The 16,818-nt window shown below is 28.5% G+C and carries 12 protein-coding genes; 7 read left to right on the top strand and 5 right to left on the bottom strand.

The genetic code is table 4. The features are described 5' to 3' along the window. Positions 1 to 9 precede the first annotated feature (9 nt). The 5 genes from dnaX to AC0B4T_RS00255 all read right to left on the bottom strand — a co-directional run bounded on the left by dnaX (position 10) and on the right by AC0B4T_RS00255 (position 5,990). Entirely contained in the window at positions 10 to 1,833 is a 1,824-nt protein-coding gene (dnaX, locus tag AC0B4T_RS00235; protein ID WP_465102646.1) for a DNA polymerase III subunit gamma/tau, read from the bottom strand. Between the two features lie 445 nt (positions 1,834 to 2,278). Next, positions 2,279 to 2,629, bottom strand: coding sequence for a hypothetical protein (locus AC0B4T_RS00240; RefSeq protein WP_465102647.1), 351 nt, complete (start codon positions 2,627 to 2,629; stop codon positions 2,279 to 2,281). Positions 2,630 to 2,638: 9 nt separating this feature from the next. After that, the gene (locus AC0B4T_RS00245; protein WP_465102648.1) at positions 2,639 to 3,820 is read right to left on the bottom strand and encodes an IS3 family transposase; all 1,182 of its coding nucleotides are present in this window, start codon (positions 3,818 to 3,820) and stop codon (positions 2,639 to 2,641) included. 68 nt (positions 3,821 to 3,888) lie between these two features. After that, a complete protein-coding gene (locus tag AC0B4T_RS00250) occupies positions 3,889 to 4,149 on the bottom strand; it encodes a hypothetical protein (RefSeq protein WP_465102649.1) in 261 nt (86 codons plus the stop codon). Between the two features lie 23 nt (positions 4,150 to 4,172). After that, a complete protein-coding gene (locus tag AC0B4T_RS00255; protein WP_465102650.1) occupies positions 4,173 to 5,990 on the bottom strand; it encodes a restriction endonuclease subunit S in 1,818 nt (605 codons plus the stop codon). A gap of 162 nt (positions 5,991 to 6,152) precedes the next feature. On the opposite strand from AC0B4T_RS00255, the gene eno reads away from it, so the two are divergent. From eno to AC0B4T_RS00290, 7 genes are all read left to right on the top strand, one after another. Continuing rightward, a complete protein-coding gene (gene eno / locus AC0B4T_RS00260; RefSeq protein WP_465102651.1) occupies positions 6,153 to 7,514 on the top strand; it encodes a phosphopyruvate hydratase in 1,362 nt (453 codons plus the stop codon). 126 nt (positions 7,515 to 7,640) lie between these two features. Beyond that, positions 7,641 to 8,708: a phosphatidate cytidylyltransferase gene (locus AC0B4T_RS00265; protein WP_465102652.1), complete on the top strand. Its 1,068-nt coding sequence runs from the start codon at positions 7,641 to 7,643 to the stop codon at positions 8,706 to 8,708. Positions 8,709 to 8,716: 8 nt separating this feature from the next. Further along, on the top strand, positions 8,717 to 13,051 hold the full coding sequence (locus AC0B4T_RS00270) for a PolC-type DNA polymerase III (RefSeq protein WP_465102653.1): 4,335 nt from the start codon (positions 8,717 to 8,719) through the stop codon (positions 13,049 to 13,051). 94 nt (positions 13,052 to 13,145) lie between these two features. Then, the gene (locus AC0B4T_RS00275) at positions 13,146 to 14,048 is read left to right on the top strand and encodes a Cof-type HAD-IIB family hydrolase (RefSeq protein WP_465101975.1); all 903 of its coding nucleotides are present in this window, start codon (positions 13,146 to 13,148) and stop codon (positions 14,046 to 14,048) included. After that, positions 14,048 to 14,731 (top strand): ribonuclease HIII, encoded by a 684-nt coding sequence (locus tag AC0B4T_RS00280; RefSeq protein ID WP_465102654.1) that lies wholly within the window; start codon positions 14,048 to 14,050, stop codon positions 14,729 to 14,731. The genes AC0B4T_RS00275 and AC0B4T_RS00280 overlap by 1 nt, the downstream gene beginning before the upstream one ends. Before the next feature lie 56 nt (positions 14,732 to 14,787). Continuing rightward, positions 14,788 to 15,789 carry a recombinase RecA gene (gene recA / locus AC0B4T_RS00285; RefSeq protein ID WP_465101973.1) on the top strand — a complete coding sequence of 334 codons (1,002 nt, stop codon included), beginning with the start codon at positions 14,788 to 14,790 and terminating at the stop codon, positions 15,787 to 15,789. Positions 15,790 to 15,841: 52 nt separating this feature from the next. After that, a complete protein-coding gene (locus AC0B4T_RS00290) occupies positions 15,842 to 16,675 on the top strand; it encodes a TIGR00282 family metallophosphoesterase (RefSeq protein WP_465102655.1) in 834 nt (277 codons plus the stop codon). Positions 16,676 to 16,818: the final 143 nt, after the last annotated feature.

The raw sequence follows: 16,818 nt of genomic DNA on the forward strand, positions 1-16,818 counted from the left end.
TATTCCTTTTTATTTCCTTGGGTTAATATAAATTTCTGGTTGAGGCTCTTTTAAACTAGTTGGTAATTTAATTTTGCCATCAGCCCCTTTTAGTGCATTAATTTTTTTAATTATAATACTTTTATCTGAAGAATTTAAGAAATATAGTTTTTTAAATGTGTCTTGTAATATTTCAGAAATGTAATATTGCATATTATGATCTTTACTTTGTAAACGTAGTTTCTCAAGGTAAGATGATTCATCTTGAACAAAAAAGACAATTGCATTTTTACTAGCAACCCAAATAGTCGCATTTTTAAGTAAGTTTTTTTGTTCGTAAAACTCTTGATTTACTACTGTAGAGATCATTTCTGCATCTTGTTTTAATTTAGTATATTTTTGTGTGTAATCCTGTTTTTGTTGATGTTTTTCAAATTGAGCATACAGAAAAACATTAACAATATCATTATAAGTTGTCTCATCATAGATTATTGGATTTGAAGGTTTAAAATTTGTTGAATTATTTTTTTGATTATTTAGCTCTTCTAAAACATCATTAATTATAGATTGCGATTCAGGAGTGATTGTTTTTGTTTCTTGTCCTAAGTCTAGTTTTCTAAAAATAAATTTATCGTTAAAGTAATTATCTCCACTTACCTGTGCAAAAAAGTCTTGGTGGTCAGATTTTGTATTATGTTCTATAGCAGGTTCTAATTTTGGTTTTATTACTTCTTTAGGCGGTAGATCAGCTTTAGAGGCGACTTCTGGAATTATAGTTGTGTTTGGATTTAAATTATCCATTAATGAAATAAATTCAATTTGTAATAATTCATATGGATTTTCGTGATTTTGTAAATTTACTAGTAATTTATAAAAATGATCATATAAAATAACTGCATTTTTTGAATCTAATGTAATGTTAAGTATTTGAGTTTTAGAGGCTCAAGCTAAAAAACCTTCATCTTTTGTTTTGTAGTATAACAATCATTCTTTAGAAATATTCATTAATGCACGAACGAGATAAGAAGCATCTGAACCATTATTGTTAAATTCATTAAGTAAACTAATAAGATTATTTAAATCATGTTTTAAAATAGCATTAAGCAAGGTTATGTAATTATCAATGGATGAAAGTCCAAAATTAGATTCAAGCGCAACTTGACTAATGTGGTTATCATTAAAAGAACTTGCTTGATCTGCGATTGATAAAGCATCCCGCATGCCACCAGTAGCTAAAAGAGCAATCATTTTTAACGAATCTTCTTCATAACTTATTTTTTCATTGTCTAAAACATCTTTTAAGTGAGATATAATGTTTGAATCACTCATGCGTTTAAAATTGTATCTTTGGACCCTTGAAAGAATTGTTAAAGGTATTTTTTGAGGATCGGTTGTAGCTAAGATAAAAATGCTATGGTGCGGAGGTTCTTCAAGTGTTTTTAATAAAGCATTAAATGCAAATTTAGTAAGCATATGTACTTCATCAATAATATAAATTTTATATTTTGAATTAATTGGTGATTGTTCAATTTTATCTTTTAATAGTCTTATTTCATCAACACCATTATTTGAAGCAGCATCCATTTCAATAATGTCAAAACTGCGATCACTATCAATTAGGCATAAATCGCAAGCCTTGGTTGGGTTACCGCTATGTAAACAATTTAAAACAGAAGCAAAGATTTTTGCCAATGAAGTTTTTCCAGTTCCTTTTGGACCACAAAATAAATAAGCATGGGCTATTTTACCTGTCGTAAGAGCATTTTTTAAACTTTGTACAACGTGTTCTTGACCTACAACTTGGTCAAAAGTTTTAGGACGATATTTGCGATATAATGTTTTATAACTATCCATTAATTAACCTCCATTTCTTAAAAATCTAATATTAATTATAATTTAAAAAGTTTTTATTTTTTTTGGTTTTTTTATTTTTTCTAAAGGGATTATTATGAAATCTATAAATGCCGCAGAAACAGGCAATTTTATTGAAAGTTATATTATTCATATAAGTATTTTGTTGTTTATAGAATTATAAAAACTCATGTCGCTTTTGTAGTGCAAATGAGTTTTTCAAATTAATTTTAATAATATTATTTCAATTCTTGGGTATATTAGAGGTTTATATTATTATAGTAACAATACCATAAAAGACTACCAGCAACAGATGTAAATAAAACTTACATAATTTAGGCAATTGATTCAGGTGCATTAGTATGATGATAATCTAATAAAGATATTTACTATTAGATTATGTATTGTATTATCTAATAAACTTTGTTTGTTGAGATAAAGAATTTTTTTATTTTGTTTTATTTTTAATAAATTCTTTATCATATCATTTGGTCATTGTTTTAATGTATTCAAATGGGTCGTATGAATCTTTATTATATTTGATTGGAGTATTAAACGTAACATTTTTCTTTTTAGCAATTTTAAAAACAGCCCATGAAGTAATTCCAGTCATAGAATCAGGAAATTCTGAAGAACGGCTATCTTGAATCACATTGATTAATATATTATCATTAGTATAAAATGGAACAATTTTTGAGGCTCACCATTCCTCATTAATGTCATGTTTATTTTCAATAATATATAAATCATTATTATTTAATAGATTTGTTATATAAACATGGACAGCAAAATTTAACATTTTAGTTATTTATAATTCCATAGCAAATTGCTGTGGAGTTTTTCAGTTTAAGTTTGATTGAATTCGGTCATTGTTGTACCAAATTACATATTCTTGTATCATATCATTAAGTTCATTAAATGTTATTTTTGAGTAATCTAAATCATTTAATAATTCAGTTTTAATGATTCCAAACCAATATTCAATTTCTCGATTATCAAGAGAATTTCCCACTCTTGATAACGAAATAATCCCACCAAGATTTTTAACTTCTTTAATATATTGATGATGTGTATATTGAAAGCCATGATCTGAGTGAATGATAAAATTTTTGGATTTGTATTGCTTTAATGAATTTAAATTGTCTAAAACTAGTTCTAGATTATTACTTTTTGATAATTTAAAACCAATAATTTGTTTAGTTTTATGAGACAAAATTGCAGACAAATAAACGTGTGATTCTAACACATCTTTTGGCGCTTTTATATATGAAACATCAGTTGCATAAATATTTCGATTGTTTTGATCATTATAATCACGATTTACGAAGTTATCAATCTGAGTAGATAGGTTTTTAATTTCTTTTCGTTTTGATTTTTGTCTAAGCTTACATTTTAGGCCTAAAAGGTTCATATATCTCCCTAATGAACGTTCGTTTATATCTATTTTGTATTTTTTAGATATGTAAACACTTAGTTTTAACCTTCCATATCTTGACTTTGTTTCTGCGAACGATTTTTCGATTACATCACTATATTTAGGGAGTTTTTGTGCAATTTTAATATTTTGAGTTTTTGAAATTGTTTGTCTAGAAATGCCAAAAACTTCTGCAAGCTTAACATAACTTATACTAAAACTTTTAGATTCAATAACTTTCTTACTTTTAGGTAATTCGTTGGTAATTTCATAATATCTTTTAGCTATTTGCAACAAATCATCACGATCAAAAATATCTCAATTTGGTTCTCTTTTCGTCTTAGGTTTGCCGCATCCTTTTTTACGGCTTTCACCTTTCTTTGTCTGCAATAAGTCTTCCATACCTAAATTATAATGCTTAATTATTTTATTAATTCTAACTTTTACACTATTTCTTTGTAAGTTTTTTGTTTCTGGTGATATTTGGTAAATAGCTTGGAAAGCACCTGGGAAACCTGATTTTTGATATTCTTCATATATTTTTGCAAATTCTTCTTTCTTTAAATGTCTTGACATAATTTATCCTTTCAAAAAATTCTTCGTTGGTACCAACGAATGGTAACAGAAAAGCTAACATTTACATGTTAACTTTTCTGTCCGGCTTTAATATCTTCATTTTTTAAATATATTTGTTCAAACATTTCTTTTATTTCTGTATCAGTCATATTTACATCAGTTTTGTTGTAAAGTTCTTTTCATCTATCAATGATAATATTCTTAAATTCATAAATATTGGTTATTTTGACAAATTGGTTATAGACTAAGTTAATACCCTTAAAATAATTCTCGTTAAACCTAGATATATTATAACTTTCATTAATTTGGTCTATATCTTTAGTTAACAATTAGGATTCAGGGATAAAAGGTGCTATTTTACTTCTTTAAAATTCAATAATCTATCCCTATAATATTCATATTGTTTTTGTCTAAGATTTATTTCAGCTGGTAAGCCCTTAGTTAAATCGTTTGTTAAGTCAGAGAAATTATCTAGAATCTCAACAATTTTGTTTTGGAGTTGAAGGGGAGGGATAGGAATAATAAGATTATTGACAACTTCCATCGATAAGGATGGAATAGTTGTACCATATTTTGCTTCCATTAACTTATCTTGATTATTCTTAATTACATAATATAAATATTTATAATTAAGAATATCACTACATTCTTGGATTACGTATAAATGTGCACCTGCTCAAAACTTTGAGTTTTGTCATTGAACAAACCCTGCTGATCCACCTTGAGCTATAGTGATTTTATTTTTATTAAAATTATATTCATGTCAATAACCAGTAGGATTTACACCACCATTTATAACTGGATATCCGCTTGTACTTAATAAAGTTTTATTAAGCTGCTTTCCTTTTGATACTTTTGCAACATCACTAAGTTTTTGGTATTTAACCCCATACCCAAAACTAACGAGTTCAAAACCAAAGACATATTCAAATAATTTGGTTAATCCTGAATTATCTTCTCTCTCTCTCTCTCTCTCAATATCATTAATATTAAATGATAATAAGAGATCTCTATAATATTTATATTGTTTTTGTCTTAAAGATATTTCAGAAGGCAATCCAATTTTGAGATCATGACAAATTTGCTCAAAGTTGTCTAAGACTTCTGCAATGCGGTTTTGGACTGGAAGGGGTGGAAGGGGAATTTTAATACCAGCCATAACATTACTCATAAGTTTGGCATTACCCATTCCGATATTTACGTGTTCTTTTGTACGAATGGATAATGCATAATATAGGTATTTTATATTATCATTTGTTTTAAGATCTAATAATCCACAAATATTAGTAATATTAAATTTACCATTACGATAAAATACAGTTCCAGCATGTGCTCCGTCTGTGGTCCAAGTAATATATTCTCCATCGTATTGATATTTATTAATTTTACCAAGTTCCCCATTATTTTCAGTTTGTGATGAATATACTGGATATTCTCCTGGGTTATCTCTAATATAATCTTTAGAGATAACGATTCCTTTACTTAGTTTAAATAATTGATCAATTCTTTTATACTCAATATTAACTTTTGAATCATCAAAAGTTAATAATTTATCCCGGTAATAGTCATATTGTTGCTTACGGTATTTAAGTTCTGTTGTAAGTTCTGTTGTAAGTTCTGTGAAATTATCAAGAATTTTAACAATTTCATCTTGGACCGCGCGGGGCGGGAGGGGAATATTTATATTTGCCATTAGTTTTTTAGAAACATTATATCTTGTTACTCCAGAAGCTGTTTTTGACAATTGTCTTCTTAAATTGTCTGATCTAAACAAATGTTTTAAAAAATGAGGGTTAAAGATTGTTTTGTTTTCAATTCTTCAAATAAAACAAAAACTATTTAAATAATAATTTGTATTTGGCTCTTCAGTAACTACTGACGACATAGCACACTCATCAGGATTTTCTGAAGAACCAGTAAATATAACATCCATATATTCTAATTTTCTTTGTTTTTCATTTGGGAATATTTTTACTTTATCGGGTAAATCTAGCCGTACAGAAGGATTTTTAAAAACATTCATATATGTTATAAAATTACAATTCCCATCAGTAAAATCATTTTTAGATTTACCTGTTAATCCACCAAAGAATTGGCCCAAATTAGAAAGTTTTTTATATTCTACACCACCTGGACACAATTCTTTAATTAACTTCTCAATTTTATTCATATTGTTTCCTTTAACATATAATAATTAATTTTAACAGAAAATATTCCACCGCCTATTATCAATATTATTTAATTAGATTTATATAAAATAACTAGTTTTATTGTATAATTGAGCAAATCAAACAATAATATATAAATACACTAAATATAAGCAAGGAGAAAAATGTCAGCAATTAAAAAAATTCATGCACGTGAAGTGTTAGATTCACGTGGAAATCCTACTGTGCAAGTAGAGGTTTATACACAATTAGGTGGATACGGATCTGCTATGGTTCCTTCAGGAGCATCAACAGGATCTAGGGAAGCTCTTGAATTAAGAGATAAAGGATCAAAATACGAAAACAACTGATTTGGTGGTAAAGGTGTTATGCTAGCAGTTGACAATGTTAATAACATTATTGCACCAGCAGTTGTTGGATATGAAGTTACTCAACAACGTAAAATTGACCAATTAATGATCTCATTAGATGGGACACCTACAAAATCTAAATTAGGTGCTAATGCTATTTTAGGAGTTTCATTAGCCGTAGCTCGTGCAGCAGCTCATGAATTAGATTTACCATTATACAAATACTTAGGTGGGTTTAATGCACACCAATTACCAGTTCCAATGTTAAATGTTATCAATGGTGGAGAACATGCTTCAAACACAATTGATTTTCAAGAATTCATGATTATGCCAGTTGGAGCTAACTCACTTAGAGAATCATTACAAATGGCTAACTTTGTATTCCACAATTTAGCTAAATTACTTAAAAAAAATGGACACGGTGTTCAAGTTGGTGATGAAGGTGGGTTTGCTCCAAACTTCAAATCACATGAAGAAGCTTTAGATTTCTTAGTTGAAGCTATTAAAGTATCTGGTTATTTACCAGCTACTTCAGGTGAAAAAGCTGTTGCAATTGCAATGGACTGTGCATCAAGTGAATTATATGAAAATGGTGTTTATACTTTTGGTAAATTAAAGAAAGCTATCGAAACCAAACAACCAGGATTTGAATCACTTAAAGATGTTAAACTATCTTACACTACTGACGAAATGATTACATACCTTAAAGGATTAATCAATAAATACCCAATTATTTCAATCGAAGATGGTTTTGCAGAAAGTGATTGAGAAGGCTTTAAAAAATTCACAAAAGAAGTTGGTCACAAGGTTCAAATCGTTGGTGATGACTTAACAGTTACAAATACAGCAATCTTAAAACGTGCTATTGAAGAAAAATCAATGAACTCAATTTTAATTAAAGTAAACCAAATTGGTTCATTAACTGAAACCTTTGATGCAATTCAAATGGCTCAAAAAGCAAACATGACAGCGGTTGTTTCACACCGTTCAGGAGAAACAGAAGACACTACTATTGCAGATATTGCAGTAGCTATGAATGCTGGTCAAATTAAAACAGGTTCAATGTCAAGAACAGACCGTATTGCTAAGTACAACCGCTTATTAGCAATTGAACAAGAATTATGCTCATCAGCAGAATTCCAAGGTGCTAAATCATTTTATAACTTAGAAAAATAGTTAATATTTAAAACATCTTGCTTTAAGCAAGATGTTTTTTTAATGGATTGTGTTGAATAGTCCAAATATTTATTCATAATTATAACTATTCACAAAGTTATTTTATTTTTTTATTATAATATTAGTATGAATTGAACAAGTGAAAGTAAAAAAAAATTAATTAACACTCGCATTATTCCAGCGATTATAATGCTTATTTTCTTAATCTTTTTATTAGGTTTTAACCATTATGTATTTTATTTGGCTGGGAACAGTTTACAGGATAATATATATATTCCTCTATATATACTTGCAATTTTACTGATAACAAGTGTGGGCTATTGAGTTTGTTATGAACTTGCCAATGGTTTTATACAAGATAAAAAAGCAGCATTATTTCAAGCTTTATTTATGGCAATTGCATTGCCTATTTGAGGCGTTCATTATTATGCCGCAAAAGGAGAAGGCAAGATTATTGGAGAATATATTGCAATAGATTTTTTACCTTATTTGTTTTTCCTTGATTTTAGATTTTTTCCATTACTTGTTTTGATTTTATTATTACCATTATTCTCATATCCACTAATAAAAATATTAGTATTAAAAAGAACACCTAACCAAATATTATATAAAAACTATTTTAAGAATATTTTATTATTTATAGCAAGTTATTTAGTTATATGGATATTATTTAGAACTTACCTATTATTACATCTTATACCAGATGGACTTTATTATATTTTACTTTGTATTATAGTGCCAGCTGCTCATGATATAGGAGGTTTTTTTGGCGGCATGTTCTTTGGAAGAAAATTCTTTGTTAAAAAACTTGCTCCAGCAATTAGCCCAAATAAAACAATTGAAGGGGCAATTGCTGGAATCCTATCAGGGATATTTACCATTTTTGCATTTTCAATTTTTTACTATTTTATCTTCAAAAATAATGAAAATACTTCTTCAAATGATTTAATTAGTAGACTAATATTTATTTATAAAACAACTGGCTTTCATCTTAAAATTCTTGGAATTGCAAACTTTATTATCTTTGCACCAGCTTTTGGATTAACTGGTGATTTATATTTTTCATACTTAAAACGTCGCTTAGATCTTAAAGATTTTTCTAAGATTTTAAAAGGACATGGTGGAATGTTAGATCGAATTGATAGTATCGCATTTGTATTTGTACTGTTATTTATTTTAGCAGCGATTTTATAGGAGGTTTTATGAATTATAGTGATAGAGCATTTGATAAATTGGCCAAAGGTATTAAATTACCTTTTTTAATAACTTTAGAAGATGTCTCAATTATTGATGCTAGAAATGATAATGGATTAATAGCTGGTAAGATTTTACTGAAAAGAGTTCCTGATATACGAGAGTTCTTGCAATTTGTTTATCATATTGAACAAAACAGACATTTATTTTCGTCTCTAACATATGAAGTCCAAAACTACTATCAAGAGCAAGAGATTTTTCGTGATTATATTTATCATTTTCTTGGTGCTTTTGCCAATTTTAAAAATATTCACCCATTAATTAATAAACAAAATGATATTTATTATAGTCATGATAAAAGTAAATGAGTTTTAAAATATACGAATCGTGAATATGAATTGGAATATAAAAATGCTGTTAGTTTTTTAAATAATAATTTTCCACGTTTTGGCCTGGGCAACGTGCAAGTAGAAATTTTATTTGACAAATTTGATTTAAAACTAAATATTCAAACTAATCAAGATTATATTAATTCACAATTTGATTTATTTGTGAAACAAGGTACAAATATACAAGAATTTCAAAAAAATGCCCGAAATAAATTTAGTAACAATTTTAATCGCTCTTACAGATTAATTGAGTTAGATCAACTTAAAGACTATAATGATTTTGATAATTTACCAGTTACATTTACTGGAACAATTTATAAAAATGAGTTATACGAAAGAAATGGAACTAGAATCCACAAATATAAAATTACTAATGAAAAGGATGCTACTTCATTAGTTCACTTTGTAACTAATGAAGAAAATCCTGAATTAATAAGTGTGGGAAATAATGTAAAAGTACAGGGAATTTATAATTTAAAAAACAATAATTCAAATTCATTTCAAAAATCAAAAAATGTTAGAGTTGATAAAATTGAAGTAATTGAAAAGAATCAAGAAAATTTCAAAGAAGATTTAGATATTGAAAAGCGAATTGAATTCAATATTAAAAGCAAAATGAATGCAATGGATGGACTTTTAGATGCTGAACAAATTGTACAAATTGCTAAAAAATATGGACATAAATCAGTTGCAATTTTAGATTCAACAAGCTGTCAAGCTTATCCAAAGTTTGCATTAGCCGCAAAAAAAGCAGGGATTAAGCCAATTTATGGTGTTTCTTTTGATGTCATTTCTAAAAACAATATGATATTTTTAACTGAATTTGATAATAAAAATATTATGGATGAAACATATGTTGTTTTTGATATCGAAACAACAAACCTTTCCCCAAAATTAGGAGAAATAATTGAATTTGGTGCAACTATTATAGAAAAAGGTAGCATTGTTGAAGAGATTCAATTCTTTATTAAAGCAAAACAAAAACTTAGTGAATTTACTATTGAATTAACTAAGATCACTGATGAGATTTTAAAGAAACAAGGTTTAGAACTTGATGAAGCTCTTGCAAAAATTTATAAAATTTTGAATAATAAAACAGCAATTGCACATAATGCAAAATTTGATATGAATTTTATTGTTCAAAAATTCATTGAGTCTAATATTGAGCCGCCTCAAACTGTGTATCTTGATTCATTAATGATTTCAAGATGTGTGTCACCTGATAATAAAAAGCACCGCCTTGGAGATTTTGCAAGTGCCATGGGTATTGATTATGACTCTGATGTGGCCCACCGCGCCGATTATGATGCATATGTATTAGCTAATTCTTTAATAAAAGCTTTTGAAAAACTAAAAAATCAAGGTATTTATGATTTTGTATCCTTAAATAATTATTTACCAAATGGCTTTGAATATTTTAAAAAAATAAATACGAGTAATAGCCAGATAAGTGTAATAGCGAAAAATCAAGCGGGTTTAAAAGAATTATTTAAACTTGTTTCACTTGCTTCAACTGAAAGGCACTTTAATGGTCCTAAATTATTTTGAGACGACTTGCCTAGAACAAATAATTTACTATATGGGTCTGGGGGTCTAAAAAGCCCTTTAATTGATTCCTTATTATATTCATCAGATTCAGAAATAAATAAATTAATTGAAAAATTTGATTATATTGAATTGCCACATCCTGATGCTTTTTTACATAAAACTTCAATTGGCGGATATTCAAAAGATGATATTAATTTCTTACTGAAAGATTTGGTTAATAAAACAAAAGCAAAAAATAAAACATTAATTGCAATAGGTGACGTTAGATTTGAAAATACAGAAGATAAAACTTTTTACAAATCATTAGTTTATTCTAAAGGCATTGGAGGAACCCCACACTTTTTATTTAGTTATAAAGATGCATATAAACTGGAAATACCAGATCTAAGCTATTTAACTACTGAAGAAATGAAAGATAAATTTGCTTTTTTAGAAAATGTAAACTTAATTGATGAAATAGTAGTTAAAAATACTAATTACTTGGATTCATTAATTGAAGATAATATTCAAGTAATTAAAGATAAGTTATATACTCCTACATTTGACAATTCAAAAGAAAAATTACCAGAGTTAGTATTTCAAACTGCTAAAGAAAAATACGGCGAAGATTTACCAGAGGTAATTTTACAAAGAATTAATAAGGAACTAGATCCAATTATTAAATATGGATTTCATGTTATTTATTGAATATCACATATTTTAGTAAAGAAATCAAATGATGATGGGTATTTAGTTGGAAGTCGAGGTTCAGTTGGGTCTTCGCTAGTTGCTACTTTATCAGGTATAACTGAGATTAATCCCCTTGAACCTCACTATATTTGTGCTAATTGCAAATATTTTGAAATGGTAGATAATCCGCCTACATCATCTGGATTTGATTTAGATGATAAGAATTGCCCTAATTGTAATACTTTATTAGGTAAAGATGGCCATTCAATACCTTTTGAAACATTTTTAGGCTTTAATGCTGATAAAGTGCCTGATATTGATTTAAACTTTTCAGGAGATTATCAACCTATTATCCATGCTGAAGTAAGAAATTTATTTGGCAAAAATAGTACTTTTAGAGCTGGAACTATTTCAAGTATTCAAGAAAAAACTGCCTATGGATATGTTAAGGCAGCAGTGGAGGATTATAATTGGAATTATACACCTGATTACATCGATTATGTTTCTTCAAAAATAATTGATGTAAAACGAACAACAGGTCAACACCCTGGTGGGATTATTATTATTCCTAAAGAGTTAGATGTTGAAGATTTTACCCCTATTAACTTTCCGGCTAATGATGAAGATAGCGATTGGAAAACAACGCATTTTGATTTCCATGCAATTCATGATAATGTTTTAAAATTGGATTTACTTGGACACGTTGATCCTACTGCAATTCGAATGCTTGAAAGATTAACCGGTTTAGATGTTAAAAAAGATATTCCATCAAAAGATCCAAAAGTTATGTCATTATTTACATCACCAAAGGAATTAAATATTGGACCTGAAGATATTGGAGGTGAGAAAACTGGAGCACATGGAATTCCAGAATTTGGCACTGATTTTGTGCGTAGAATGTTAATACAAGCTAAGCCACAAAGTTTTGCTGATTTAATTGCTATTTCTGGCCTGTCACACGGTACAGATGTTTGAAGTGGTAATGCGGAAGAATTAATTACAAAAGAGAAAATGAAACTTTCAGATGTTATTTCATGTCGTGACGATATTATGTATTTTTTAATCAAACACGGTGTTTCAAACTTAGATTCATTTAATATTATGGAAAATGTACGTAAAGGTAAGGGGTTAAGTAGCGCGGACGAAGAATTATTGCGAAGTAAAAATATTCCTGAATGATCTATTAAAAGTATGAATTTAATTAAATATATGTTCCCAAGAGCACATGCAACTGCCTATGTTTTGATGGCTTGGAGAATAGCATGGTTTAAACTTTATAAACCATTAGAATATTATGCAACATTCTTTACAACGAGACTTAGTGAATTTGATATTGAAATTTTAGGCGAACAATATAAAGTGCTTCACAAAATTGATGAATTAAGAGGCAAAAAAGAAAAAACAGTTAATGAGCGCAACCTATACGTTACTCTTGAAATAGCAAGGGAAATGTATGCAAGAGGATACGGATTTTTAAATATTGATTTAAATAAATCTTTAGAATCCGAATGAGTAATTGATTATGAAAAAAATTCCTTAATTGCACCTTTTAGTGCAATTAAGGGATTAGGAGAATCAGTAGCTAAAAAAATAGTACAAGCTAGAGATCAAATGCAATTCCAAACCAAGGAAGATTTTAAAAAGCGTAGTGGAGTTAATGCAACGTTATTTGCGGAGATTGATCGCCTAGGGGTTTTAGAGGGACTAAGCGAAAGAGATCAAATGTCGCTTTTTTAAGTTTAACTAAATGTTTTTTATATATTATGCTATAATATAGCAAACACCTTATTGCTTAATTGTAATGGGTGGTTATTTATCTTTGGAGAAAATTATGCAAAAAGAAAAATATTTATTTGCCATAGATTTAGATGGCACAACACTTTTTTCAAGTGCTACTGGGGAAATACATGACTTAACAATGGCTGCTATTAAAAGAGCTAAAAATGAAGGTCATATTGTATGTATTTTAACCGGAAGACCATGAAGAAGTACACAACGTATCTATGAAACTTTAGGGCTGGACACTGTTGTTTCTAACTTTAATGGAGCTCACATCCATAATCCTTGTGATAAATCTTTTATTCCACATATTAAATATTTAAACCTAAATGAAGCTTTATATATTTTAGGTGATGAAAAAGTCCAAAAAGAAATTACTAACATTGCAATTGAAGGACCTGACTGAGTGCAGCTAGAAAAACGTGATGAAGATTTAGAGAAAGTTTTTGGTTTTTCATCAGCACCAAAATTAAAGTTTGGTTTAGATTTTTATAAAATTCCTTTAATGCCTACAGGTATTTTATTTGATGTACGAAAAGACACAGATGTTGAAGCTTTAAGATGTTATCTTAAAGCAAGATATGGTGATTTAGCTGAATTTTCATATTGATCAAAAGGAGAAGGTTTAAGCCCGGTCTTTGATATTACTAATATTGTGGCTAATAAAGGAAAGGCATTAAGTGTTTTAACTAGGTATTATGATATAAAAACAGAAAACATTGTTGCTCTTGGAGATGGATTTAATGATGTTCCGATGTTTAAAATAGCCAATGTCTCAGTTGCTATGGGAAATGCATCAAAAGATGTTAAAAGATATGCGAATGTTAGAATTAATAAAACAAATAAAGATGGTGGGGTTGGGTGATACATCAACAAGTTTTTAGATAACCCAGAAGCAGAAATTCAAAAAGCAACAGAAAAAAGAAAAAGAATTAGACAATTTGAGGAAGAGTAGTGAAATTTCTTCAATTAAATGAAGAAATTTTATCTTCTAATATTTTAGGTATTGATGAAACTGGAGTAGGGGATTACTTTACTCCTTTAGTTGCTTGCTGTGCTTTTTTGCCGCAGGAAATGCATCAATGAGCAAAAGAACTTGGAGTTAAAGATTCCAAGTTACTAACAAATAGAAAAATAAAAGAAATAGGCAAGGAATTAAAATTAAAAGTGCCACACTCTTTCTATGTTTTATCACAACAAGGTTATAACACAATGGTTACTAAAAAATTTAATGCTAATGAACTTAAATTTTTTATTCATACCAATGCAATTTTAAATTTTGAAAAAAAATATCAAATTGTAAATAAAGAAATTGTGGTTGATCAATACTCGACAACTAAATCAATTCATCGTTATGCTCAGCGGTTTAGTTTTATTGATGATTTTAAAAACTTATATAATAAATATAATCAAATATATTTAACTCAAAAAGCTGAACAAAAATATTTGTCAGTGGCCTGTGCATCTATTTTGGCTCGTTATTACCTTTTAGAATATATGGAAAAGCAAAATAAGGGTTGAAATTTTGCTTTTCCCTTTGGAGCGAGCAAAGCGGTGAAAGAAAAAGTATTAGAGTTTAAAAAAAATCATGGGGATCTTGCCTTATGGAAAGTTGCTAAAACAAATTTTAAAATTTAATTTGTTCTTTTTTGGTTTTACGTAATACATAAATTTAACGATACTTCGGAGGAAAAATGGCCGAAGAAACAACAAACTTAAACAAATCAATTATAAAAACAGCAATTACACAAATTGAAAAGAAATTTGGAAAAGAATCAATTATGCTTCTTGGTGATGTCAACGATATTACTGTTGATACATTCCATAGTGGTAGTTACATCCTTGATAAAATTTTAGGAATTGGTGGCTATCCTAAAGGGCGAATTATTGAAATTTATGGACCAGAAGGTTCGGGAAAAACTACTTTATCATTACATGCAATTGCAGAGGTGCAAAAGCGTGGTGGAATTGCTGCCTTCATTGATGCAGAACATTCAATTGATGCAGTGTTTGCGAGTAAACTTGGTGTAAATACTGATAATTTAATTTTATCCCAACCCGATTCCGGTGAACAAGCCTTAGAAATTGTTGATATTTTAGCAAGGCTTGGAAATATAGATCTTATAGTCGTTGATAGTGTTGCGGCTTTAGTCCCACTTGCTGAATTAAACGGGGAAATGAATGATCAACAAATTGGTGCACAAGCCCGTTTAATGTCTAAAGCATTGCGAAAAATTACTGGTAATTTAAACAAAAATAAAACAACAATTATTTTTATTAATCAACTTAGAGAAAAAGTAGGGGTAATTTTTGGAAATCCAGAAACCACACCAGGCGGAAGAGCATTAAAGTTTTATGCAAGCATTCGAATTGAAGTACGTAAAGGAACACAAATTTCAGGAGACAAAGAAATCTCAGGTAATGAAGTGAAATTTAAGATTATTAAAAATAAATTAGCTCCACCATATAAAAGTGCTCAAACAGAACTTTCCTTTAATGAGGGAATTGATAAATATGGTGAATTAGTAGATATTGCTGTTGATAATAAAATTTTCGACAAAAAAGGTGCTTGGTATAGTTATGAAGGCAATAACGTGGCCCAAGGTAAGAAAAATGCTAAAGACTATATTAAAGAAAATCAAGAAATAATGGATAAAATACTTGCTTCTTTAGAACAAATCAAAGCAGATAAATAAAAAAGAGAAATTCTCTTTTTTATTTTTATTTAATTGTATTATGATTATTAACATGAAAAAAAAGAAAAGTCTTAAGGTCTTATTTATTGGGGATATTTTTGGTTTGCCAGGAATTGTTACCGTTGAAAAATATTTACACAAAATAAAAAAACAACATAATGTGGATTATGTTATAGCGCAAGGAGAGAATATCACAGGTCGCAAAGGACTTAACGAAAATGACTATAACCGCCTTTGTAAAACTGGTGTTGATTTTTTTACTATGGGTAATCATGTTTGAGCTAATTTAGATATATATAATATTATAAATAATAGCAATATAGTTAGGCCGTATAATGTGATTAGCAAATATCCAGGACTTGGCAGCCAAATAGTAAATGTTAAAGGATTTACTTTAAGAATTACTTCAATGATGGGGCAGACTTTTAACGAACTAAGACATCCATGGCTTGAAAATAGTGCCAGTAATTTTATTACTGCTGTGGATGAATTATTATATGAAGCGCAACCGTCAGATTTTCATATAATTGATTTTCACGGCGAAACCACAAGTGAAAAATATATTTTTGCGTTACATGTTGATGGGAAGGTTGATGCAGTTTTAGGAACTCATACACACGTTCAAACAAATGATGATCATTTGCTTCCACACGGAACACTTTATATAACAGATGCAGGAATGACAGGGCCAATTGATAGTGCAATTGGTGCTAGAGTTGAAGAAGTAAAAAACAAGATTATTAACCCTGATTCAAGAGATAAGTTTTATGTTAGTTCCAATAACACACAATTTAATGCTGTTTTATTAACTTTGTATAAAAAAGGATTAATAAATAAACAAAACAAAATTAAAAAAGTAAATTTATTTAATTTAAAGATTTATTAAATTATTATTCATAATTAATTATCTTAATAATAAAACAATATATATAGTTCGATTATATTAAAAATTTTTTGGTTTTTATAACAATTCAATGAATTATTATATTTTTTAAATATCACTAAAAAAAACAACCCAACAAAAAAATA

The sequence above is a fragment of the Mycoplasma sp. 10961 genome (genome assembly GCF_055523525.1).